20 protein-coding genes and 1 riboswitch are annotated in these 20,855 nt (G+C 30.1%); of the genes, 8 read left to right on the top strand and 12 right to left on the bottom strand.

The genetic code is table 11. The annotated features are described in order from the left end of the window. Window positions 1-28: 28 nt before the first annotated feature. From BN2409_RS07415 to BN2409_RS07385, 7 genes are all read right to left on the bottom strand, one after another. Window positions 29-400, bottom strand: coding sequence for an ArsR/SmtB family transcription factor (locus BN2409_RS07415; protein WP_053955995.1), 372 nt, complete (start codon window positions 398-400; stop codon window positions 29-31). A gap of 167 nt (window positions 401-567) precedes the next feature. Continuing rightward, entirely contained in the window at window positions 568-1,416 is an 849-nt protein-coding gene (locus BN2409_RS07410) for an undecaprenyl-diphosphate phosphatase (protein WP_053955994.1), read from the bottom strand. Between the two features lie 144 nt (window positions 1,417-1,560). Continuing rightward, the gene (locus BN2409_RS07405) at window positions 1,561-2,283 is read right to left on the bottom strand and encodes a GNAT family N-acetyltransferase (RefSeq protein ID WP_053955993.1); all 723 of its coding nucleotides are present in this window, start codon (window positions 2,281-2,283) and stop codon (window positions 1,561-1,563) included. A gap of 210 nt (window positions 2,284-2,493) precedes the next feature. Beyond that, window positions 2,494-3,132 (bottom strand): GntR family transcriptional regulator, encoded by a 639-nt coding sequence (locus tag BN2409_RS07400; RefSeq protein ID WP_053955992.1) that lies wholly within the window; start codon window positions 3,130-3,132, stop codon window positions 2,494-2,496. Window positions 3,133-3,308: 176 nt separating this feature from the next. Continuing rightward, a complete protein-coding gene (locus BN2409_RS07395; protein WP_053955991.1) occupies window positions 3,309-4,670 on the bottom strand; it encodes an MATE family efflux transporter in 1,362 nt (453 codons plus the stop codon). Window positions 4,671-4,902: 232 nt separating this feature from the next. After that, on the bottom strand, window positions 4,903-6,261 hold the full coding sequence (locus tag BN2409_RS07390) for a sodium-dependent transporter (protein ID WP_053955990.1): 1,359 nt from the start codon (window positions 6,259-6,261) through the stop codon (window positions 4,903-4,905). A gap of 136 nt (window positions 6,262-6,397) precedes the next feature. Beyond that, window positions 6,398-6,619 (bottom strand): alpha/beta-type small acid-soluble spore protein, encoded by a 222-nt coding sequence (locus tag BN2409_RS07385; protein ID WP_053955989.1) that lies wholly within the window; start codon window positions 6,617-6,619, stop codon window positions 6,398-6,400. A 465-nt stretch (window positions 6,620-7,084) separates the two neighbouring features. On the opposite strand from BN2409_RS07385, the gene BN2409_RS07380 reads away from it, so the two are divergent. From BN2409_RS07380 to BN2409_RS07370, 3 genes are all read left to right on the top strand, one after another. Continuing rightward, entirely contained in the window at window positions 7,085-8,560 is a 1,476-nt protein-coding gene (locus BN2409_RS07380) for a Na+/H+ antiporter NhaC family protein (RefSeq protein WP_053955988.1), read from the top strand. A gap of 219 nt (window positions 8,561-8,779) precedes the next feature. Then, window positions 8,780-9,955, top strand: a complete 1,176-nt coding sequence (locus BN2409_RS07375; protein WP_053955987.1) for a cation:proton antiporter — start codon at window positions 8,780-8,782, stop codon at window positions 9,953-9,955. Then, a complete protein-coding gene (locus BN2409_RS07370) occupies window positions 9,952-10,347 on the top strand; it encodes a P-II family nitrogen regulator (protein WP_242847920.1) in 396 nt (131 codons plus the stop codon). The genes BN2409_RS07375 and BN2409_RS07370 overlap by 4 nt, the downstream gene beginning before the upstream one ends. 57 nt (window positions 10,348-10,404) lie before the next feature. Here BN2409_RS07370 and BN2409_RS16775 read toward each other — a convergent pair whose 3' ends face one another. Continuing rightward, the gene (locus BN2409_RS16775) at window positions 10,405-11,127 is read right to left on the bottom strand and encodes a CAP domain-containing protein (protein ID WP_110943001.1); all 723 of its coding nucleotides are present in this window, start codon (window positions 11,125-11,127) and stop codon (window positions 10,405-10,407) included. 220 nt (window positions 11,128-11,347) lie between these two features. Then, a riboswitch (glycine riboswitch) is annotated at window positions 11,348-11,436 on the top strand. 67 nt (window positions 11,437-11,503) lie between these two features. Between BN2409_RS16775 and BN2409_RS07360 the strand changes: the two genes are divergently transcribed. The 4 genes from BN2409_RS07360 (at window position 11,504) to BN2409_RS07345 (ending at window position 15,411) form a co-directional block, all read left to right on the top strand. Beyond that, entirely contained in the window at window positions 11,504-11,779 is a 276-nt protein-coding gene (locus BN2409_RS07360; RefSeq protein WP_053955985.1) for an ACT domain-containing protein, read from the top strand. A 3-nt stretch (window positions 11,780-11,782) separates the two neighbouring features. Further along, a complete protein-coding gene (locus BN2409_RS07355) occupies window positions 11,783-13,147 on the top strand; it encodes a DUF711 family protein (protein WP_479691174.1) in 1,365 nt (454 codons plus the stop codon). A gap of 383 nt (window positions 13,148-13,530) precedes the next feature. Continuing rightward, window positions 13,531-14,151 carry an NUDIX hydrolase gene (locus tag BN2409_RS07350; RefSeq protein ID WP_053955983.1) on the top strand — a complete coding sequence of 207 codons (621 nt, stop codon included), beginning with the start codon at window positions 13,531-13,533 and terminating at the stop codon, window positions 14,149-14,151. 78 nt (window positions 14,152-14,229) lie between these two features. Continuing rightward, on the top strand, window positions 14,230-15,411 hold the full coding sequence (locus tag BN2409_RS07345; RefSeq protein ID WP_053955982.1) for an FprA family A-type flavoprotein: 1,182 nt from the start codon (window positions 14,230-14,232) through the stop codon (window positions 15,409-15,411). A gap of 33 nt (window positions 15,412-15,444) precedes the next feature. Here BN2409_RS07345 and BN2409_RS07340 read toward each other — a convergent pair whose 3' ends face one another. Genes BN2409_RS07340 through BN2409_RS07335 form a run of 3 tightly spaced genes read right to left on the bottom strand, consistent with a single transcriptional unit; the run spans window position 15,445 to window position 17,580 of the window. Beyond that, a complete protein-coding gene (locus BN2409_RS07340) occupies window positions 15,445-16,281 on the bottom strand; it encodes a 4Fe-4S binding protein (RefSeq protein WP_053955981.1) in 837 nt (278 codons plus the stop codon). Further along, the gene (locus tag BN2409_RS17145; RefSeq protein WP_199872943.1) at window positions 16,274-16,414 is read right to left on the bottom strand and encodes a CD1871A family CXXC motif-containing protein; all 141 of its coding nucleotides are present in this window, start codon (window positions 16,412-16,414) and stop codon (window positions 16,274-16,276) included. Before BN2409_RS17145 ends, BN2409_RS07340 begins: the two co-directional genes overlap by 8 nt. A gap of 56 nt (window positions 16,415-16,470) precedes the next feature. After that, complete coding sequence (locus BN2409_RS07335) at window positions 16,471-17,580, bottom strand: TlpA disulfide reductase family protein (protein ID WP_053955980.1); 1,110 nt, start codon at window positions 17,578-17,580, stop codon at window positions 16,471-16,473. A gap of 339 nt (window positions 17,581-17,919) precedes the next feature. On the opposite strand from BN2409_RS07335, the gene BN2409_RS07330 reads away from it, so the two are divergent. After that, complete coding sequence (locus tag BN2409_RS07330; RefSeq protein ID WP_053955979.1) at window positions 17,920-18,642, top strand: HAD family hydrolase; 723 nt, start codon at window positions 17,920-17,922, stop codon at window positions 18,640-18,642. Between the two features lie 134 nt (window positions 18,643-18,776). Here the strand turns inward: BN2409_RS07330 and BN2409_RS07325 are convergent, their stop codons facing one another. Continuing rightward, window positions 18,777-20,849: a sigma 54-interacting transcriptional regulator gene (locus tag BN2409_RS07325; RefSeq protein WP_110943000.1), complete on the bottom strand. Its 2,073-nt coding sequence runs from the start codon at window positions 20,847-20,849 to the stop codon at window positions 18,777-18,779. Window positions 20,850-20,855 lie beyond the last annotated feature (6 nt).

Genomic DNA, 20,855 nt, shown 5'->3' with positions numbered 1-20,855 from the left:
CAGTCTTTATATATAGCATTTCATTTATTTATCTTATTTCATTAATATGTACTAATCCTTGGTCAAATATTTGTTTTACATGTTCATCATCTAAAGAATAATATACTACTTTCCCATCTTTTCTGTTTTTGACAAGTCTCGCTTGCTTTAAAACACGCAATTGATGAGAAATAGCAGATTGAGTCATATTTAGTAAACTAGCTATATCACATACACACATTTCTGAAGAAAATAAAGCACAAATAATCTTGATTCTTGTAGGATCACCAAACACCTTAAAAAATTCTGCTAAATCGTTTAATTTCTCCTCACAAGTCATTTTCTCTTTCACTTTTTTTATGATCTCTTCATGAATAACATTGCAATCACATTTCTCAAAATCCATATTATTTTCAGCCATACATCATACCTCCCTATTCCAATTGTTTCATCCACAATGTTATTATCTTATATTCTGTAAAATTATGAGCCATTATTCATATATAATACTGCTATTATATTTGTTGTAATCATAAATGTCAATGAATACCAAAAGAACAGTTAAATTATTTAACTGTCCTTTTCATTTTAATGAAATATTCCTAAAAATCCAGTTCCCAAAACTATAATCGCAAAAATCATTCTATATATGGCAAAGATCTTCATTGGTCTTTTCTTTAAATAGGAAATAAACTTACCTATAACAATTAAAGCTACTATAAAGGAAACGATAAAGCCTACAGCAAGAGAAATGATTTCTTGAGTTGTAAGAATAAACAGCCCTCCCATTTTCACAAGCTTTAAAAAGCTCATTCCTACCATAACTGGAATCGCTAAGAAGAATGAAAACTCAGCTGCAGCAACAGTAGAAAGTCCTGATACCCATCCCCCTATAATCGTAGAAGCTGAACGCGACATTCCTGGAATAATAGCTAAACATTGAAATATACCTACAATCCATGCCTGCTTGACTGTAACTTTTAATTCTCCTCCTGTATGTTTATTTCTTCTGAATTTTTTTTCAGCATAAATCATCCATATACCACCTAAAAACAAGGTAATTGCTACAGATACTGGTGAAAATAAATATTGTTCTGCCAAGTCATCTAATAACACTCCAAAAACCCCACCGGGAATACAAGCAATAAAAATCATAAACCAAAATCTAAATCCTGATCTTTCATACCCAACTTTTTGCGGGAAAAAATTGATAAGAGTATCTTTTATTTTATTCCAATAAAGGATAACTACAGCCAGTATAGCTCCTAATTGTATCACATATGTATACATCTCAACATAATTTGCACTTGTTCCTTTAAAACCTATTAAATTTTGAAAAATCACAAGATGTCCTGTTGATGACACAGGTAAAAATTCCGTTAATCCTTCTACAATTCCTAGAATAGTAGATTGAATGACTAAAAATATAATTTCCATATTCTCAAATATCCTCCTTTTAAAATAAAGCCTCTATTTTTATATTCAATAAATATACCTTATCTATTATACTATATTTTAAGAAAAGCACAAAAGTTTCCTTAAACAAAAAACAATGATATAGAAATCCATATCATTGTTTTTTTACCTTACATAATTGAGTAATTTACTTTCTTTAAATAGCCAATGTCCAATAAATCCATCATTGATCAAATCTTCTTGAGCTTTAAAATCATTTAGTGATACTGAAAAACTTTGAGTATGCTCTATATTATTTACTGGTTCTAATTCTCTATGAAGAATAAATCTCCATAACCCATCGTGTGTATCTTTTCCTGTTTGATATTTTTCTTTTAACGCTTTAATCTTGAGTCCATTTTTTATAATATTATAAAGACTAAATAAATTAAATGGAGAAACAGTACACACTAGATGCCTATACCCTAATTCTTTTATCAAAGGTACAGCCTCTTGCAATGTTATACTTTGCAAGTTATTTCCTCTATAATCAGGGTGAACTACCGTTCTTTCTAAATGAGCTACTTTTAAAAGCTCATTTTCTGGTAAATGAATGTCATTTCCTAAATTCCGATCTGATACCCCAGGAAAAGCAATATGCCTATAAGCAATCAACTCGTTATCTTTGTTAAAAACTCCAATGATCTTAGCTCCTGCTTTCATATCCTTTATCATATTTTCATAAGAATCTGTATATAAAACTTGCTTGTTGATCAATTGTTCATAAACAAAATTTTGAAGTAAAACTGCTTGTTCTGCTTCTTGCCATTTTATTAATCTCATTATATATGAATCCTGTATCCTATTTTCTCCATTATGTTTTGCCAATATCCCTCTTTTTAATTCCATACCGAATATCCCCCTTTTACTTTGCACTCATCATCTAACTACTCGTTTCGATTTTATAAGTTGTTTCTATTATTATACATGATACAACTTGTACTAATCAATAGAGTTGTATGATTTTTTTTTATAATATTTTATAGAAAAAATTTATATATATATCATTTTATATGCCACAAAAAAAGACCCTTGTTATTTATAAATAACAAGGGTCTTTTATCCATTTACAAATCTATTAACTCTTTCAGATATATTAGCTGCATTGCCTACATAAAAAACAATATCATTAGGATAAAAAATTAGCTTAGGTCCAGGAGAAAGATAAAGATGTCCACATCGATGAATTCCTATAATAGTTGCACCTGTATATTCCCAAAACTTTACCTCTCCAATAGATTTTCCTACTATATGGCTATTTTTAGATATCTTTAGTTCTAAAGGATAAATAATGCCAATATTTCTTAAAATCATTGCTTGCTCAATAATATCATCTAATCGATTCACAATGGTTTCTTCAATAAGCTTTTTCTCCTCTATAAGATTTGTAATATCTTCTCTAAGAGTGAGTATTCTATCTTTAGATTTGTACTCTTTAATAAAAGTGTTTGCTGCTTCTTTAGACTGAATTAGAATTCCTTTTTTATCTATTACAGATACGACTTGAAGCTCTTCAAGGAGTTTTAATGCCCTTCTAATAGTCTCAGGTGAAACACTATACTTTCCTGCTAAGGTAGATCGTCCTTTAACCATCTCCCCTACTTTCCATTCATCATTATAGATACTATATGCTATATCTAATGCTATTTTTTCATACTTTGCAATAGATTTACATTGACTATTTTTAGGCTTCCTCATTTTTTTCACCTACCATTATTGATGTAGCTCTTACTTACTACTATATTTACTGCACCATTATAGAAATATACATCTATTTGTCTATTTTTATTCTACAAGACTATCTCATTTTCCTTTTTCTAAGCCTAAAAAAAAAGCAAAATCAATCTTTTTTAAAGTAAATTATATGAAAATATCTAATTTAAAACACTTTTTCCTTCCAGTATATTAATCTGCTTATGAATTTTTACTGCAAATACAATAGTCAAAATTGTTGTGAATAAATCTGCTATTGCTTGAGCATACATGACTCCACTAAGCCCCATAAATTGTGGCAAAATCCATAGGATAGGAATTAAAAAAATTCCCTGTCTACTCATACTTAATATACCACCTATCTTAGCTTTTCCAAGGGATAAAAATAAAGTTGAATATACAAATTGAAATCCAAAAGTAAAAAACATAATTGTATTTGCTCTTAAAGCTTTTTTAGCAATATCAATAACCTCTTGATGATTACTAAATAAAGAAATAATAGGATTGGTAAAAATAAAAGTTACAATTGTCCATAAAATACAAAATACAGTCGTCCATTTCAAAATGATATGAATAGCTTCTTTTAATCTTTCATAGTTCTTTGCTCCATAGCTGTACCCTGCTAAGGGCTGAAATCCTTTAATAAATCCAAATACAACATTGCTTCCTAATGTAATTATTCTTAATACAAGCCCCATTGCAGCTACTGCCGAATCTCCATAATTACTTGCTTCTCTAGAAATTAAACTCATAGATATACTTGAAAATACTTGTAATAGCAACATTGAAATTCCTATTTTAAAAATTTGTCTATATATTTCTTGATCTAGCTTACAATATTTCATTTTTATTTTGATATAACTTTTTTCTGTTGCGAAAAAAGATACATATACAAGTGTGTTCACCATTTGAGATATAAGAGTTGCAATAGCTGCTCCTTTAATACCCAATCCAAAGGTATAAATCATCAAAGGGTCTAGTGTCATATTTAAAATAGCTCCTGTAATCATTGCAGTTAAAGTAATATTAGAAGCTCCCTGTGATACTGCTAAATTTCCTATTGCTACGTTTCCTGTGCTAAAAATTGCACTGATTATAAAAATCACAGCATAATCTTTTGCATAAGGTAATATAGTCTTTGTGGCTCCCATAAAAATTAAAATTTCTTCTAGAAAAATCAATATAATTATTGATAAAATGATTCCTATAATAATACTGCTAAATAAAGCAATAGAGGCAACTTGATTGGCTTTTTCTTGATTTTTTTGTCCAAGGAGTCTTGATATGTAAGAACCTCCTCCACATCCAAACATTAATCCAAGTCCACAAAAAATAATTGAAATAGGAAAAGCTACAGCAACTGCTGCCATAGGACTTGTTCCCAATCTCCCTACAAAATAAGTATCTACCACATTATAAAGAGCTGTTACAAGCATACTAATAACCATGGGTATTCCAAATTTTAACAAAGATGTTGAGACTTTTCCCTCCCTCATCAACTTTATTCTATTATCTCCATTCATAATCATCCTTCTCCCTTCATCTTTTTATAAGTCTTACATAACTATTTGCCTCATATTTTATAGCAGCCCATATAAGAATTCAATGGATCTTCATTTTAGAAAAATTCAATTTAAAATAAAAAATATTCCTTGTAAATCAATGCTTTACAAGGAATATTTTGAAATTTATTTAAAATATTGTGATATAATTTTGCTGTATTATGATGCTATTTGTTGCATTCGACCCTTTTCATCAACCAATGCCTCCATAAAAAATTCCAAGAATATATACAATAATTGTAAGTCCGCAGAATACATATTTGGTCATGGGCTCAAACCATGATCCCATCTTTGTATTTCGTCCAAATTGTGTTTGCTCTCTAGCAAATTCAGATCCACAAACCCAGAAAAAGATAATTCCTGCAAGTAATGTCCCTAAAGGAATGACATATATAGATACCATATCCATCCAAATTGACAGTTTATCTCCACTTTCAATCATCAATCCAGCCATAAAACTAATGATTGCAATAACAATTACTGAAGCTTTTCTTGAAATCTTAAATCTATCTTGTAAGGATTCAATAGGTGTCTCCAATAAATTCATAAGTGAACTGATCCCTGCAAATAATACTGCTATAAAAAATAAAATAGAGAATAATCGCCCCATAGGCATCATTTTAAATACATTTGGCATAATAATAAACATAAGGGGTGGCCCTGCTGCTGGATCCATACCAAATACAAACACAGATGGTATAATCACTAAAGCTGATAATATAGCTGCCAAAGTATCAAAAAAAGCAACATTTTTTGCACAACCTACGATATCTTCTGTTTTTTTCAAATAACTACCATAAACAATTGTTCCAGAACCTGCCAATGAAAGAGAAAAAAATGCCTGACCTAAAGCAAATACCCATGTTTTAGGATTCTTCAAGAACTCCCATTTCGGTACAAACAAATATCTATATCCTACTATTGCATCTGGTAAAGTTGCTATACGAATAGCAAGAATAAGAAATAAGAAGAAAAAAGCAGGCATCATAATTTTATTCGCCTTTTCAATTCCATTAGAAATTCCCATAAGCATAATTACAAAAGTTATAATCAAACCAGCTAAATGCCATCCTATGCTTCCCAATGGTCCAGCAATCTCTCCAAAATAAGTTCCACTATCTGGTGCTGATAATAAAACTCCTGTAATTGCACCTACAGTAAACCTTAAAATCCATCCAATGACAACTGCGTAACCAATAGCAATCGACAATGAACCTATAACTGGAATAAGTCCTAATAAATATCCATTTTTTATACCTTTTTTTTCTAATGCTTTTTCAAAAGCCCCTAGTGGGCCTGTCCCCATTGCCCTTCCAAAAGACATCTCTCCAATTACACCTGTAATCCCAATTACGATTACAAATAAAAAATAAGGAACTAAAAAGGCTGCACCTCCAAATTGGCCTACTCGATATGGAAACATCCATATGTTTCCCATTCCTACTGCTGAGCCAATACAAGCTAAAATAAAGCCAATCTTAGAATGAAATGTATCACGACTAGGTTGTTCTCTATTTTTATTGATAATATTTTTTAGATCATTTTTCTTCATATCTCACCTCTTATTGTAAATTGTCCATATTCGAATTTATTGCAATAAACTTTATTTGTCAATATGAAATTTATAAGGAGTTCTTCTAGAACTCCTTATTAACAATCAATCTATTTTTATCTATTTATAACAATCTTCATTGATTGTGTTTATTGATCAACATCTCTTCTCCCATTTCAACTAATTTTTTAGTCATTTGTCCTCCTACATTACCTGCTAAATAAATATCTTGCCCTGGAGTATAGTCATTTGGATTTGCACTCATGTTATGAGGCACTCCTAATTCATTGGCGATCTCATATTTTAATTTATTTAAAGCAATAGTTGCATTTGGATCAACAGGTCCATTTCTGCTCATTTATATACACCTCTTTTCTTTACTATAATATTATTTTTTGTAAATGATTATATAAAATACATTAAAATATAGAATATCTTATTGTTTAACATTTCATTTTTCATAAAATACCATTTTAGTTAAATGTTGTATATTTTTTGAATTTTGAAAATAATCAGTAATATTAATTTTTGGTAACACAGGTAAACCTTTTCCTATTTTCATTTTTGTATTATCCCATAAAAATGTTATAATTTCAAGCCATATAGCCTATTGACTCATTTGATTTGTTATTATTTTCTGAATATTAAGAATTTTAACCTTCTCTTGAAAATATGTTATACTGGAATTGTTAAAAGTTTATTGCTACATGCCATTCATTTATATATCCATATTAGGAAGGAGGCCTTGCAATATTCCATAAATTCAAAATTTTGTAGTTGCATTCTTTAAAAGTAAAAAACTTTAAGAGGAGGACTTTTAAAAATGATAGGATTATTAAAATTATCGCCAGTTTTTGTAATGGCAGGACTTATGATGTCTGGAATGGACGCTTTATTAGCAGCTCCATTATCTACCGTGTATGCCGCAATTATAGCTATGCTTACTGAAAAATTCAAGTTTCAAGATATTGTTGATTCTGCAGTGGAAAACGTTAAAGAGATGCAACTTGTATTCTTTATCTTAATGGCAGCTTATGCTATGGCTGAAGCCTTCATGTCTACAGGTGTAGGTGCATCTATCATTAACGTTGCTTTAAGCTTAGGTATGACTGCAAAAACAGTTGCCGTTACTGGATTTATTGTTACTGCTATTCTTTCTGTTGCAACTGGAACTTCTTGGGGAACGTTTGCAGCTTGTGCTCCAATCTTTTTATGGTTAAATCATATTGTTGGTGGAGATTTATTATTAACTACTGCTTCTATCGCAGGTGGTGCTTGCTTTGGAGATAACATCGGTCTTATTTCAGATACTACAGTAGTAAGTTCAGGTATTCAAAAAGTTGAAGTAATTCACAGAATTAGACATCAAGGAGTTTGGTCTATTTTATGTCTTGTTGTAGCAGGTGTTTTAATCTTTGGTCTTAGTGTAACAATGGGACTTCCAGATACAGCTGGAAATGCTGCTGATGCAATCAGTCAAATTCCACAACAAGTATGGGATAACTTAAATGAAGCTAGACCTGCTGCTGTTTCACTTTTAAATCAAGTACAAGAGGGCGTTCCAACTTATATGATTATTCCTTTATTAATCGTATTGGCTGTAGCAATTAAAGGACTTCCTACTCTTGCTTGCCTTGGACTTGGAATTATTTCTGCTTTAATATTAGGTCTTTTTGCAGGAACTGTTGAAAATGTAAGCTCTTTCCTAGATCTTGTATATTCAGGTTTTGAAGGTGCTGGAAAATGGGTTATCGTTATGATGATGTGGGTAGGAGCTTTTGGTGGTATCATGGGTAAAATGCAAGCGTTTGCTCCAATCTCTAACTTAATTTCTAATATGGTTGGAAGTGTTAGACAACTTATGTTCTGTAATGGTTTACTTTCTATCATAGGTAATGCTGCACTTTCTGATGAAATGGCTCAAATCGTTACAATTGGACCTATCCTTAAATCTTTAACAGATGAAAATGTAGAAGCTAGTGAAGAAGATATGTACAAACTTCGTTTAAGAAATGCTACTTTCGGAGATGCTTTAGGAGTATTTGGTTCTCAGCTTATTCCATGGCATGTATATATTGGATTCTATGTAGGTATTGCTTCTGCAGTGTATCCACTACATCAATTCGTAGCTACTGATATTATCAAATACAATGTTATGGCTATGGTAGCTGTAGGTTCTATCTTAATCCTTACTTTAACTGGTCTTGACAGATTTATCCCTATGTTTGCACTACCAGCTGAACCACAAGTAAGATTAAGAACAAAAGAAGAAAAAGCAAAATTAAGAAAAAATGCTTAATATAAAGCACCCTTTAATGGGTGCTTTTTTCATATTGAGAGTAATGCAAAGGAATCTATAGTTATTTTGTATACATCTCATATAAATTCTCTTTAGAAGATATAATCCTAATCTATAATATATCATACCAATAAATAAGCTTTTACTTATATTTTAAAAAAGAATATGATATAAGTTAGGCATTTTATTCATATTCCATAAAAAGTGAGGTGTATATCAATGAATCCATTTATAAGTTTAGGAATCGCACTTATTGTAGGTATTCTTTTTGGAAAATTGATGAACAAATTAAAAGTCCCAGCTGTTGCTGGATATATTATTGCAGGCTTATTATTAGGTAAGTCAGGATTTAATCTAGTAAACGCTTCTATGATTGAAAAATTATCTTTTTTAAGTGATTTTGCATTAGGAATCATTGCTTTTAATATTGGAAGTGAGCTTGAATTTTCTGTTATGAAGAAACTTGGAAAACCTATTTTTGTCATTGCTTTTTTTGAAGCTTTTGGTGCTTTCCTATTTGTTACAGGTATTACTTATCTTTTTACTAAAAATATTTCTACTGCTTTAATTTTAGGTGCTGTATCTTCTGCTACTGCTCCTGCAGCAACAGTTATGGTGTTAAGAGAATATAATGCAAAGGGTTCTCTTACAAGTACCTTATTAGGAGTTGTAGCCGTAGATGATGCAATCTGCCTTATGATTTATGCAATTGCTTCCTCTATTGCAAAAGTATTTATCAATCATGAAGCTGTCACTATTGACAAGATCCTTTTACACCCTATCATGGAAATTGTTTTATCTATTGTAGTAGGAATGATATTAGGAATTGTTTTAACTTATCTTATTAAAATATCTAAAAAGGATACAGAGTTACTTCCTTTTATCGTTGGAACAATTATTTTATTAGTAGGTATTGCTTTGAAGTTTAATCTTTCTCCTTTGCTTTGTGCCATGTCTTTAGGTATTATTGTAGTGAATATATCTACACATTCCAGAAGAGTATTTTCAAGTATCGAAAGCTTCTCTCCCCCCATTATTGCAGCTTTTTTTACATTAGCAGGATCACGACTTGATATTTCATTACTTCCTCAAATTGGAGTCTTAGGGGTTGCCTATTTAATATTTAGAATCCTAGGCAAAATATTAGGTGCTTCTTTAGGAGGAATTCTTTCTAATGCTCCAACAGTTGTTAAAAAATATATAGGCTTAGGATTGTTATCTCAAGTAGGGGTTGCTGTAGGACTTGCAATTGTAGTAAGCAGAGAATTCCCAGGAACAGAATTAGGTTCTTTAGTCATCACTATTTTATTATCCACTACAATTATTACAGAAATAATAGGTCCATTAGCTACTAAAAGTGCTATAATAAAAGCTAAAGAAGCTCATTTATCATGAAAGGAGAAATTTGTATGTATGCTTTATTTTTAATCTTAAACGAAATACACAAACTCGATGATATTCATAATATATTTTACGAAATAGGCGTCGGGGCTACTACTATTGATAGTGTAGGAATGGGCAAAGTACTTCTAGAACATGATGTAGATATTCCCATATTCTCTAGTATTCGAAAACTCGTAGATGGAAATAAACCTTATAATAAATTAATTATTAGTGTCATTCGAGAAGAAGAAAAATTAAGAAAAGCTGTAGATATGATCAATAAAGAATTAGATCATATTCATAAACCAGGAGTAGGCTTTATGTTTGTTTTACCTGTGCTTGAATGCTATGGTTCTAAACATACTGGAGTTGAAATAAACGAAATCAAAAAAGATGAAAACTGAGGAAATATCCTCAGTTTTTTTTTGAAATACAGCATACATATGCATGCTATGTATTTCTTATAATTGTGGCTTTATAAACATTTGAGTCCAATAAGCCGTTCCATTAGCATCCTTTGTATACCCTACACCAATTTCTGTATAGTTTGCATTTAAAATATTTTGACGATGTCCAGCTGAATTCATCCATGCCTTTACTACTTCTTCAGGAGTTCTTTGTCCTTTGGCTATGTTTTCTCCTGCATAAGAATATTTTATACCAAAATTCTTCATCATTTCAAATGGTGAACCATAAATTGGTGAAGTATGCGAAAAATATCCTTGTTCTTTCATATCATCCGATTTAAATCTCGCTACTCTTGAAAGCTCTGTATTTTCTTTTAATGGCTTCAATCCATTTTTTTCTCTTTCTATATTTACAAGTGTTACTACTTCTTTTTCATATGCACGTTGCTGTGTGTCTGTTTGAGAGGTTTGGGTAGATGAGTTATTTTGAGTGGTTTGAGTGGTTTGAGTGGTTTGTGTTGTATTAGATGGTGTCTGAACACTTTTTTGTTCTTGAACCGGTGTACTTGGATTAGTCACTTGCTTTGAATCAGATGTTCTTACTGTATAATGATTCATTTTATACCAATTTAATTTAGTTTGATATTTTTGCACATATCTCCATGTTGTATTTCCTGATGTAGTTGTACAATACTGTGTAGCAGCTTCAGCACCTAAAGGCATCGCTGTTGCAGACAATAGAAGGGCTAGAGCTGAACTAATTAATACTTTTTTCATTATATCACTCCTCCTTTGTTATAGTATATCGGATTTTGTTAAAAATAGAAAACATCAATATATTCAATAAATTCAATACATTTCCAATATCACTATTTATTTTTATTAAGCATGATGCTTTTATAATTTACACTTGATTGTCTCTTCTCTTTTATGTTACAATACTTAACATAATTAAATAGGGTCGGATGAAGATAGTGGAAGATGATCAACCGCTATTGGACGAACCTCTGGAGAGACTCTTAAGAGCACCGAAGGGGAAAGCCATAGTATGGTGAATCTCTCAGGTAAAAGGACAGAGGATATAACTCTCCAGAGACTATATCTATATAGTCTTTTTTTGTTTATATTCAATTATACAAGGAGATGATTTGTAATGAAAGCAGTAGTTACAGTAATTGGGAAAGATAAAATCGGGATTATTTCTAAAGTCACAAGTACTTTGGCTGAAAATCAAATCAATGTATTAGATATTAGTCAAACTATTTTACAAGATTATTTTACTATGATTATGATTGTAGATCTTCAAAAAATCAATTGTAGCTTTGAAGCTATCCAACAAAAACTAAGTAATATAGGTGAATACTTAGGAGTTTCTATCAAAATTCAACATGAAGAAATATTTGAAGCTATGCACAAAATTTCACAATAGGAGATGAACAATATGAATTCTAATCATATTCTAGAAACCATCCACATGATTGAAAAAGAAAAATTAGATATTCGAACGATTACTATGGGTATTTCTTTATTAGATTGCTGTGATACAGATGGTAAAAAATCAAGAATAAAAATGTATGATAAAATTACAAATTATGCACAAAATCTAGTAAAGGTAGGAGAAGAAATAGAAAAAGAATATGGAGTTCCCATCATTCATAAAAGAATTTCTGTAACACCTATCTCCCTCATTGCTCAATCTAGTACAGATACAGATTATGTAGCTTTTGCAAAAACATTAGATGATGCAGCTAAAGCCGTAGGTGTAAATTTTATAGGAGGCTTCTCTGCTTTAGTTCATAAAGGATATTCTAAGGGAGATCAAATTCTTATCAATTCTATTCCAGAAGCTTTAGCTTCTACAGATATGGTTTGCTCATCTGTAAATATTGGTTCCACAAAAACTGGCATCAATATGGATGCAGTAAAAGATATGGGACAAATTATCAAAAGAACTGCTTTCCTTACAAAAGATCAAGATAGTATTGGTTGTGCAAAGCTTGTAGTCTTTGCAAATGCAGTAGAAGATAATCCTTTTATGGCTGGTGCTTTTCATGGTGTAGGCGAAGCAGAATCTATTATCAATATTGGTGTAAGTGGTCCTGGTGTAGTCAAAGCAGCTCTAGAAAAAGTAAAAGGGAAAAGTTTTGATATGGTTTCTGAAACCATTAAACAAACTGCATTTAAAATTACTAGAATGGGACAATTAGTAGGAGCCGAAGCATCTAAAAGGCTCAATGTTCCTTTTGGGATTATAGATTTATCTCTTGCTCCGACTCCTGCTGTAGGAGATAGTGTAGGTAGAATTTTAGAAGAAATAGGTATCGAAAGCTGTGGCGCTCCAGGAACCACAGCAGCTTTGGCTTTACTCAACGATGCAGTAAAAAAAGGTGGAATTATGGCATCATCACGTGTAGGTGGATTAAGTGGTGCATTTATTCCTGTAAGTGAAGATGAAGGGATGATTCACGCAGTAAATATAGGCTCATTAAATTTAGAAAAGTTAGAGGCTATGACTTGTGTATGCTCTGTAGGTCTGGATATGATTGCAATACCTGGAGATACTCCTTGGGAAACCATATCCGGTATTATTGCTGATGAAGCAGCTATTGGTGTGATTAACCAAAAAACAACTGCTGTAAGACTGATCCCAGTATACGGAAAGAAATTAGGTGATGAAGTTCATTTTGGAGGTCTTTTAGGTAGCGCTCCTATTATGCCAGTTAGTAAATTCTCTAGTTGTGATTTTGTAAATCGTGGAGGAAGGATTCCTGCACCTATACACAGTTTTAAAAATTAAAGAACAGGTTTTCCTGTTCTTTTTGTTTATTTAAATATTTTTTTGGAAAGAAAAAATATTTTTAATTGTTCAAAAATATTGTATACTATAAGTAAGTACTTTCTAAGTACTCAGTCTGCTGACAAACTATATTTTAGCAAAGTCATAAAAATTAGGAACATTTATTGAGAATTTGTGAAAATATAGAATAAGTGAGAAAATCATTAGCATTACACTGTTTGAGCATAGCGAGTTTGTAATGCTATTTTCAATCGTTTCTTCATATTTTCCAAATTTGAAAATCAGTGACGTTTTTTATGACTTTGTCTACAAACTCAGTACTTTCTAAATACTTTCATATATAAACTTTTACATTAACTTTAACATTAAGATTGGGTGATTTTATGAATATAGATAATATAAAACAAAAAATAAAAGAAAGACAAGCTACTCCTGAAGGAAAATATGATATTTTTTCTGTTTTGGTACCTATTATAAAAGTTAAAGATGAACTTGAACTTTTATTTGAAGTTCGATCTGAAAATTTAAGTATCCAACCAAGAGAAATATGTTTTCCTGGAGGAAAATTAGAACAAAATGAATCTCCTTATGAATGCGCCATTCGAGAAACTTGTGAAGAATTAAATGTCTCTCCTACAAATATATGTATTCTAGGAGATTTAGATTTTTTAGTCCTTCCTTATAACCTTATTCTTTATCCTTTTTTAGGAACTCTTAAAAATATACCTATAGAAAAAATTCATTTTAACAAAGATGAAGTTTCAAAAATTTTTACAGTTCCTTTAAATTTTTTTATAGAAAATAAACCTATTCTGCATTATGTAGATCTTCATGCTCAGATGCCAAATGATTTTCCTTTTCATATGATTCCTAGTGGAAAAGACTATAAATGGCGTACTGGTAAATATCCTGTTTTATTTTATTTTTATAATGAATATGTCATATGGGGAATGACAGCTCGAATCATTAAAAATCTTGTAGATATTCTTCAAGAAAATGATTAACTCATTTGTCAAGAAATATTATGTCCTCATAGAGCACATAATAATATGTACATATAAACAAAGAAGGAGGAATGTTTTATGAATACTTTTGAAATCAAAAATAAAATTTATTGGGCAGGTGTACTAGATCCAAATTTAGAAGTGTTTGATATTATCATGCATACTCCGTACGGTTCTACGTATAATTCTTATTTTATTGATGACGAGAAAAAAGTTTTAATAGATACTGTAAAAAGTAATTTTAAAGGAGAATATCTTGAAAAACTTTCTAAATTAATAGATCTTCAATCTATTGACTATGTCATTATCAATCATACAGAACCAGATCATGCAGGAAGCTTAAAATACATATTAGAAGTCAATCCTCATATAGAAGTTTTTTGCACAAAAGCTGCAGGTATCTTTTTAAAAGAACAAGTTAACCAAGAATTTAAAATGCATATTATCTCTGATGGTGAAACTTTAGATATTGGAAGTCGAAAACTCACCTTTATTACTGCTCCTTTTCTACATTGGTCTGATACTATGTTTGTCTATAGTGAAGCTGATCAAGTATTATTTAGTTGTGACTGCTTTGGTTCTCATTACTGTAGTATAGATGCTTTAGAGGTTCATAAAAATGAATATGAGGATGCATCTAAACACTACTACAATTGTATTATGAAGCCTTTTGCTCAACATTATTTAAAAGCTCATGAAAAAATAAAAAATCTTCCTATCAAAATTATATTAACGTCTCATGGCCCTATTTTATCAGAAAAGCCAGAGGAAAATATACAAAACTATTTTAACTGGTCTCAAGAGGAAATGAATACCAGAAATCAAAAACAAGTAACTGTAGTTTATCTTTCTGCTTACAAAAATACCGAAATGATGGCCCTAAAAATAAAAGAAGGATTGGAAGCTGCTGGTGCAAAAGTAAAGTTTGTAGATGCAGAAAAAGAAGATCTTGCAACTCTACATGAAATGATCAATACATCTAAAGGAATTTTAATTGGTTCTCCTACCATTAATAAAACTATGGTAAAACCTATATGGGATCTTTTATCTATTATTGATCCTATGGCAAATATGGGGAAAATTGCAGGAGTTTTTGGATCTTTCGGATGGAGTGGAGAAGGAATCAAAATGGCACATGGAATATTAAAACAAATGGCTTTTAAAATGCCTTTTGAACCCCTACAAAAGAAATTTACACCTTCTGAAGAAACTTTAGAACAATGCTTTCAACTTGGTAAAAATTTTGCAGAATATATTTAACCACAAACATTATGTTTGTGGTTTTTTAAACTATCAATCTTTCCTTATAAGATTTCTTGTAATTGCTTTTGTAGGACATCTTCCTATACATTCTTCACATCTTATACATTCCATACTATTAGGATTTTTATAGATTTCTATATTCATTTTACATTTTTTTGAACAAGCTCTACACTCAGTACATTTATCCCTATCTACTTTTAACTGATAAAAACTTATAGGATTGAATAATGAATAAAATGCTCCTAAAGGACAAATATATCTACAAAAAGGTCTGTATATCATCATAGAAGATATAACCGTAAGGATCAAAAGAGTTACTTTCCATGTAAACAAATATCCAACCGTATCTCTTAATGATTCATTCATTAAAACTAAAGGTATTCCTCCTTCTAGTGTTCCAGCAGGACAAATATACTTGCAAAAATAAGGGTCACTCATTCCTACATCATTGACTAAAACCAGAGGAAGAATGATTACAAATATAAGCAATATCACATATTTTAGATATTTCAAATAGTTATTGACTTTTTTATTCACATCTACTTTAGGAAATGGTATTTTGTAGAATAAATCTTGAATAAATCCAAAAGGACATATCCATCCACAAATAAATCTACCAAATATAATCCCCATCAAAGACATAAATCCAATTACATAAAATGAGAAATTATATTTTATACTTCCTATCACTGCTTGAAGAGAACCTATTGGACAAGATCCTAATGCTCCTGGACAAGAATAACAATTTAACCCTGGAACGCATAGTTTTTTAGAATTACCTTTAAATATATTTCCTTCAAAAAAGCCTTTGATATTCCCATTAGCAGCTATACTTGCAATAATTTGAGTTAAAGTTCTTTTATCCAATTCCTATACACTCCAAACATAAATTAACTGCTTTTTTTAAAACTATATTTACTTCATTTCTGTATATGCCAGCTCCTATCATACATATACTTCCTAGTAAGACTCCATAAGTTAGTGTTTTACTTTTGCTCATATACATCCCCTTTCAAACCATCTTTTCTTTTTGAAAATTTCAATTGTAGAATATATTTATTTCACATTTTGTACTAAATCCAACGCTTGTTTCTTTATATTTTCAATATCAGCACCGATAATTGGGTTGCCTACTATATTTCCATCACCATCTACAAAAATAAATGTAGGGGTTCCTGTTATACTTTGTAGTATACCATTTTGTAAAGTTTCATCTGGCACTAGATCCATATATTTTACACCTTTTTTATCTACAATTTTCTTAGCAATTTCAATAGTTTCATCATCAACAGCATCTGCAACAATTCCTATTACATTGATTTGATCTTTTTTTAATTCTTCTTTTAGTTTTTGAAGTTCAGGCATAGCTTGCACACAAGGTCCACAAGTAGTTGCCCATATATCCACTATCGTTAACTTATTTTCTTTAAAAATGCTTTTATCTACAGATTTACCATGAATATCTTTTGTTTGAATATCTCCAATATTTTGTACTCCACTATTTTTAATTTTTTCTTCTTCTGTTATTGGGGTAAAAATTTTTATGGATTTCTTAAATTCTTCAATGCCATCCACTATTTCTTTAAATTCTTTTTTAGAATTATCACTTAATCCTGTATCATCATATTGATCATTATATAAAAAATAAAATTCATAATTCTCTTTCTCTCCTAATTTTTCATGATTTTTAAATTTATGAATCGCTTCATTTTTTCCTGTATCCGTTACTTTGTCTTTATTAAAAATAACTATATTCAATAATGGTTTAAACTTACTTTGAAAATCTATCATTAATTTCATTTGTTCTTCTTCTGTTTTTACATCTTTCATTTGATCTTGTATATATTTAATATCTTCTTTGGATACAAAAGAAAATCCAAATTCACCAAATATCTCTCTTTCTTTGTCTGACTCTTGACCCCCATATGGTTCTAAACTAAGGGTATTTTCTTCAACTGCCTTTGCCCAAGAATCTGAAAGTTTATATTCTAATCCAAAGCTTTCAAATTTTTGTGTTTTTTTCATATCATCCGTATTTTGATCTGTTTGTTCCATATTTGTTTGATCATCTTGTGTTTTATCCTTTTCAGTTTTGCCACATCCTGCTACAGAAACGGATACTGCTAAAATCATAACCATAGCTGTTAATAAAAATTTATTTTTCATATTTATGATCACTCCTTATATTTAATATATTACCCATTATAAAATACCTAGCTTAATTTATTATCATCTTAACCTTAAATAAACCTTAATCTTTTACAATATATATGTAATTTATACATTTAAATCTAATTAAAAAGCCTCCTCTCCTATATTACTATTTGTAATTTAATGTTTACACTATCTCTTTATGATCATATCATATTTATAAATTAAAATTTCGTTTAAAATCATTGTTAATATAATCCATAAATGGTATTATGAAAGATAAAAACATAGTACAATATAATATATTACAATACATATACATTACATTGATTTAAATATACAGGAGGTAAAAATATGACAATTGCAGCTTTTTTTGATATTGATGGAACTTTATACAGAAACTCCCTAATGGTAGAACATTTTAAAAAGCTTCTAAAATACGAAGTGTTAGATCCTACCCTTTGGCACAGTCATGTCAAAGACACTTATAATAATTGGGATAAAAGACAAGGAAATTATGATGATTATCTTCTTGAAATCGCAACTTTATATATCGATTCTATGAAGGGCCTTAATAAATCTCAAATAGACTTTATTGCCAATCAAGTCATTCATTTGAAAGGAGATCGAGTTTATCGATATACTCGTGAGAAAATTACATGGCATCAACAACAGGGTCATAAAGTGATTTTTATTTCAGGAAGTCCTACTCATCTTGTAGAAAAAATGGCTAATAAATATGCAGTACACGATTTTAAAGGAACTGAGTATCTAATAGATGAAAATGGAAATTTTACAGGTGAAATCAAACAAATGTGGGATTCTGAAAATAAAAAAGATGCGATCCTTTTCTTTAAAGAAAAATATAATATTCACATGAATGAAAGTTATGCTTATGGAGATACAAATGGAGATTTTTCTATGTTTGAAATGGTTAAATATCCTGTTGCTATCAATCCTACAAAAGAACTTATTCAACATATACAAAAAAATGAAGAAATGAAGAAAAAAATCCAAATCATTGTAGAAAGAAAAGATGTCATTTATCAATTGTCAGGAGATGTACCAATTTTTTAAAATTCCCATACAAAAAAATTTGGGCACCTATAGGTGCCCACTTCTGTAGCATTTCCAAATCTAAAAAGGAACTTCTTAATAGGTACTTATTCTATACAACTTACAATATTCCTTCTTTTTCCATAAAATAATATTTATTCAATTCCATATTTCCAAAGCTTTTCATATAAACTAGATCTACTAATATTTAAAACTTTAGCAGCTTTCGTTCTATTTCCATTTAATCTATTTAAGCAATCTAATATTGTTTCTTTTTCCACCTCATCTAATATTTGTTTGAGATCTTTATCCCCTCTTGTTTTTGTAGTTACTTCTATTTTTCGAATATGCATAGGAAGATGATCTACTTCTATTTGTTTTCCATAATCGACTAAGTTAATCGCTCTTTCTAAAACATTTTCAAGTTCTCTTACATTTCCTGGCCATGAATAATTTTTTAAATGATGGATAGCATCTTGTGAAATTTTTGTTACATAATTTCCTACTTGTTCTGATATTTTTTTGAGCAAATAATGAATAAGAGGTTCTAAATCATCTATTCTTTCAGAAAGAGAAGGTATATGAACACTCATTACATTTAATCTATAATATAAATCCTCTCGAAATTCTCCATTTTTCACCATTTCTTCAAGATTCCTATTGGTAGCTGCAATAATTCTTACATCTAAAGGAATATTTTTTATTCCTCCTACTCTTTCTACTTCTTTTTCTTGAAGAACTCTTAAAAGTTTTGCTTGCATACTATGAGGCATATCTCCGATTTCATCTAAAAAAATACTGCCTCCATTGGCCATTTCAAACTTTCCTATTTTTCCTCCTCTTTTGGCACCTGTAAAAGCACCTTCTTCATATCCAAATAATTCTGACTCTAAAAGTTCTGCTGGAATGGCTGCACAATTTACTTTAATAAAAGGTCCCATCACTCTATTACTTGCTGCATGAATAGCATGTGCAAAAAGCTCTTTACCTGTACCACTCTCTCCTCGAATGAGCACATTAGAATTCGTGTGTGTAGCTTTTTCAGCTAAATATTTTGTTTCTTTTAATTTACTACTTACTCCAATAATATTTTCAAAACTATATTTTACACCACTTACTTCCTTGAGTGCATTTTTATAATATTTTAGTTCATTTTCCATTTGATTCACGCGAGATGCTAATACATTGACTTCTTGTATATCTTTAAACATTATTTTTCCAATAGCTCCTACTACTTTTCCTTCTTTGTAAATAGGAACTCTCATGACTACAATATTTTTCCCTCTTACCTTTTGAACTTCTCCCAATTCTTCTTTTCCAGTTTTTACCACAATGTGAAGTCTTGTAGTATCAATAATTTCTGTAGCATGTTTTCCTATAATATCTTCCTTTTTCCGTTCCAAAAATTCTGCATAAGGTTTATTGATCATAGTTATATATCCATTTTCATTCACTACTATGATTCCCTCATATGCTTTATCAATAATAGTTCTTAATATTTCTGTAGCATTTTTTTCATTTTCTAATGCTTGAGTCATTCTCTTTAAGTCTGTAATATCTTGAAAGATGGCAACGGCTCCAACAATTTCATCATTCTTTATAATAGGCGTTCTATTTATAATTAACATTCTTCCATTAAAAATTTCTTTTTTCCCTAATTCCTTTTCTCCAGTTTTCAAAACTTCGGGAAGTCTAGTTTCTTCCAAAATCTCAGAAATATTCTTTCCCATAACCTCTTCTACCTTATACCCAAGGATCGTTTCTGCTGAGTGATTATAAACAATAATATTTTGATTTTGATTAATAGCAATAATCCCATTATAAGTAGAATCTAGTATAGTATACAATTCATTTGCCAAATATTGTTGGTTATGAAAATAATCTTTTATAATTTTATCTTTCTGAATAAATCCTTTAAAACATTTATTTTCATCTACTACTACAATATATTGGTCTATAACTGGAAATACCTTCTCTATATGATCATCTTCTTCTACCATTACAAATTTCTCTTTTATAAGTTCATCAATGCTGGCAAATGAAAGCTGTTGGTCTAACATAATTTCATACATACTATTTCTTGATATAATATTTTGAATATGACCAAGTTGATCCACAATAGGAATAAACTCTAAAAAATGATTTTTAAATAATGTTTTTGCATGATCAAGGCTTTTATTCTCTTGAATAGACAATGGACTATAGATGGTATAATCCTTTACTTTCATAGGCCA

The organism is Inediibacterium massiliense (assembly GCF_001282725.1).
Taxonomy (GTDB): domain Bacteria; phylum Bacillota; class Clostridia; order Peptostreptococcales; family Thermotaleaceae; genus Anaerophilus; species Anaerophilus massiliensis.
This window is presented reverse-complemented; position numbering and strand designations above follow the sequence as displayed.

Excerpts from the sequence above, each read along its gene's own strand:
- BN2409_RS07415 (WP_053955995.1), bottom strand. The coding sequence starts at position 400 with ATGGCTGAAAATAATATGGATTTTGAGAAATGTGATTGCAATGTTATT.
- BN2409_RS07410 (WP_053955994.1), bottom strand. The coding sequence starts at position 1,416 with ATGGAAATTATATTTTTAGTCATTCAATCTACTATTCTAGGAATTGTA.
- BN2409_RS07405 (WP_053955993.1), bottom strand. The coding sequence starts at position 2,283 with ATGGAATTAAAAAGAGGGATATTGGCAAAACATAATGGAGAAAATAGG.
- BN2409_RS07400 (WP_053955992.1), bottom strand. The coding sequence starts at position 3,132 with ATGAGGAAGCCTAAAAATAGTCAATGTAAATCTATTGCAAAGTATGAA.
- BN2409_RS07395 (WP_053955991.1), bottom strand. The coding sequence starts at position 4,670 with ATGAATGGAGATAATAGAATAAAGTTGATGAGGGAGGGAAAAGTCTCA.
- BN2409_RS07390 (WP_053955990.1), bottom strand. The coding sequence starts at position 6,261 with ATGAAGAAAAATGATCTAAAAAATATTATCAATAAAAATAGAGAACAA.
- BN2409_RS07385 (WP_053955989.1), bottom strand. The coding sequence starts at position 6,619 with ATGAGCAGAAATGGACCTGTTGATCCAAATGCAACTATTGCTTTAAAT.
- BN2409_RS07380 (WP_053955988.1), top strand. The coding sequence starts at position 7,085 with ATGATAGGATTATTAAAATTATCGCCAGTTTTTGTAATGGCAGGACTT.
- BN2409_RS07375 (WP_053955987.1), top strand. The coding sequence starts at position 8,780 with ATGAATCCATTTATAAGTTTAGGAATCGCACTTATTGTAGGTATTCTT.
- BN2409_RS07370 (WP_242847920.1), top strand. The coding sequence starts at position 9,952 with ATGAAAGGAGAAATTTGTATGTATGCTTTATTTTTAATCTTAAACGAA.
- BN2409_RS16775 (WP_110943001.1), bottom strand. The coding sequence starts at position 11,127 with ATGAAAAAAGTATTAATTAGTTCAGCTCTAGCCCTTCTATTGTCTGCA.
- BN2409_RS07360 (WP_053955985.1), top strand. The coding sequence starts at position 11,504 with ATGAAAGCAGTAGTTACAGTAATTGGGAAAGATAAAATCGGGATTATT.
- BN2409_RS07355 (WP_479691174.1), top strand. The coding sequence starts at position 11,783 with ATGAACAATATGAATTCTAATCATATTCTAGAAACCATCCACATGATT.
- BN2409_RS07350 (WP_053955983.1), top strand. The coding sequence starts at position 13,531 with ATGAATATAGATAATATAAAACAAAAAATAAAAGAAAGACAAGCTACT.
- BN2409_RS07345 (WP_053955982.1), top strand. The coding sequence starts at position 14,230 with ATGAATACTTTTGAAATCAAAAATAAAATTTATTGGGCAGGTGTACTA.
- BN2409_RS17145 (WP_199872943.1), bottom strand. The coding sequence starts at position 16,414 with ATGAGCAAAAGTAAAACACTAACTTATGGAGTCTTACTAGGAAGTATA.
- BN2409_RS07335 (WP_053955980.1), bottom strand. The coding sequence starts at position 17,580 with ATGAAAAATAAATTTTTATTAACAGCTATGGTTATGATTTTAGCAGTA.
- BN2409_RS07330 (WP_053955979.1), top strand. The coding sequence starts at position 17,920 with ATGACAATTGCAGCTTTTTTTGATATTGATGGAACTTTATACAGAAAC.
- BN2409_RS07325 (WP_110943000.1), bottom strand. The coding sequence starts at position 20,849 with ATGAAAGTAAAGGATTATACCATCTATAGTCCATTGTCTATTCAAGAG.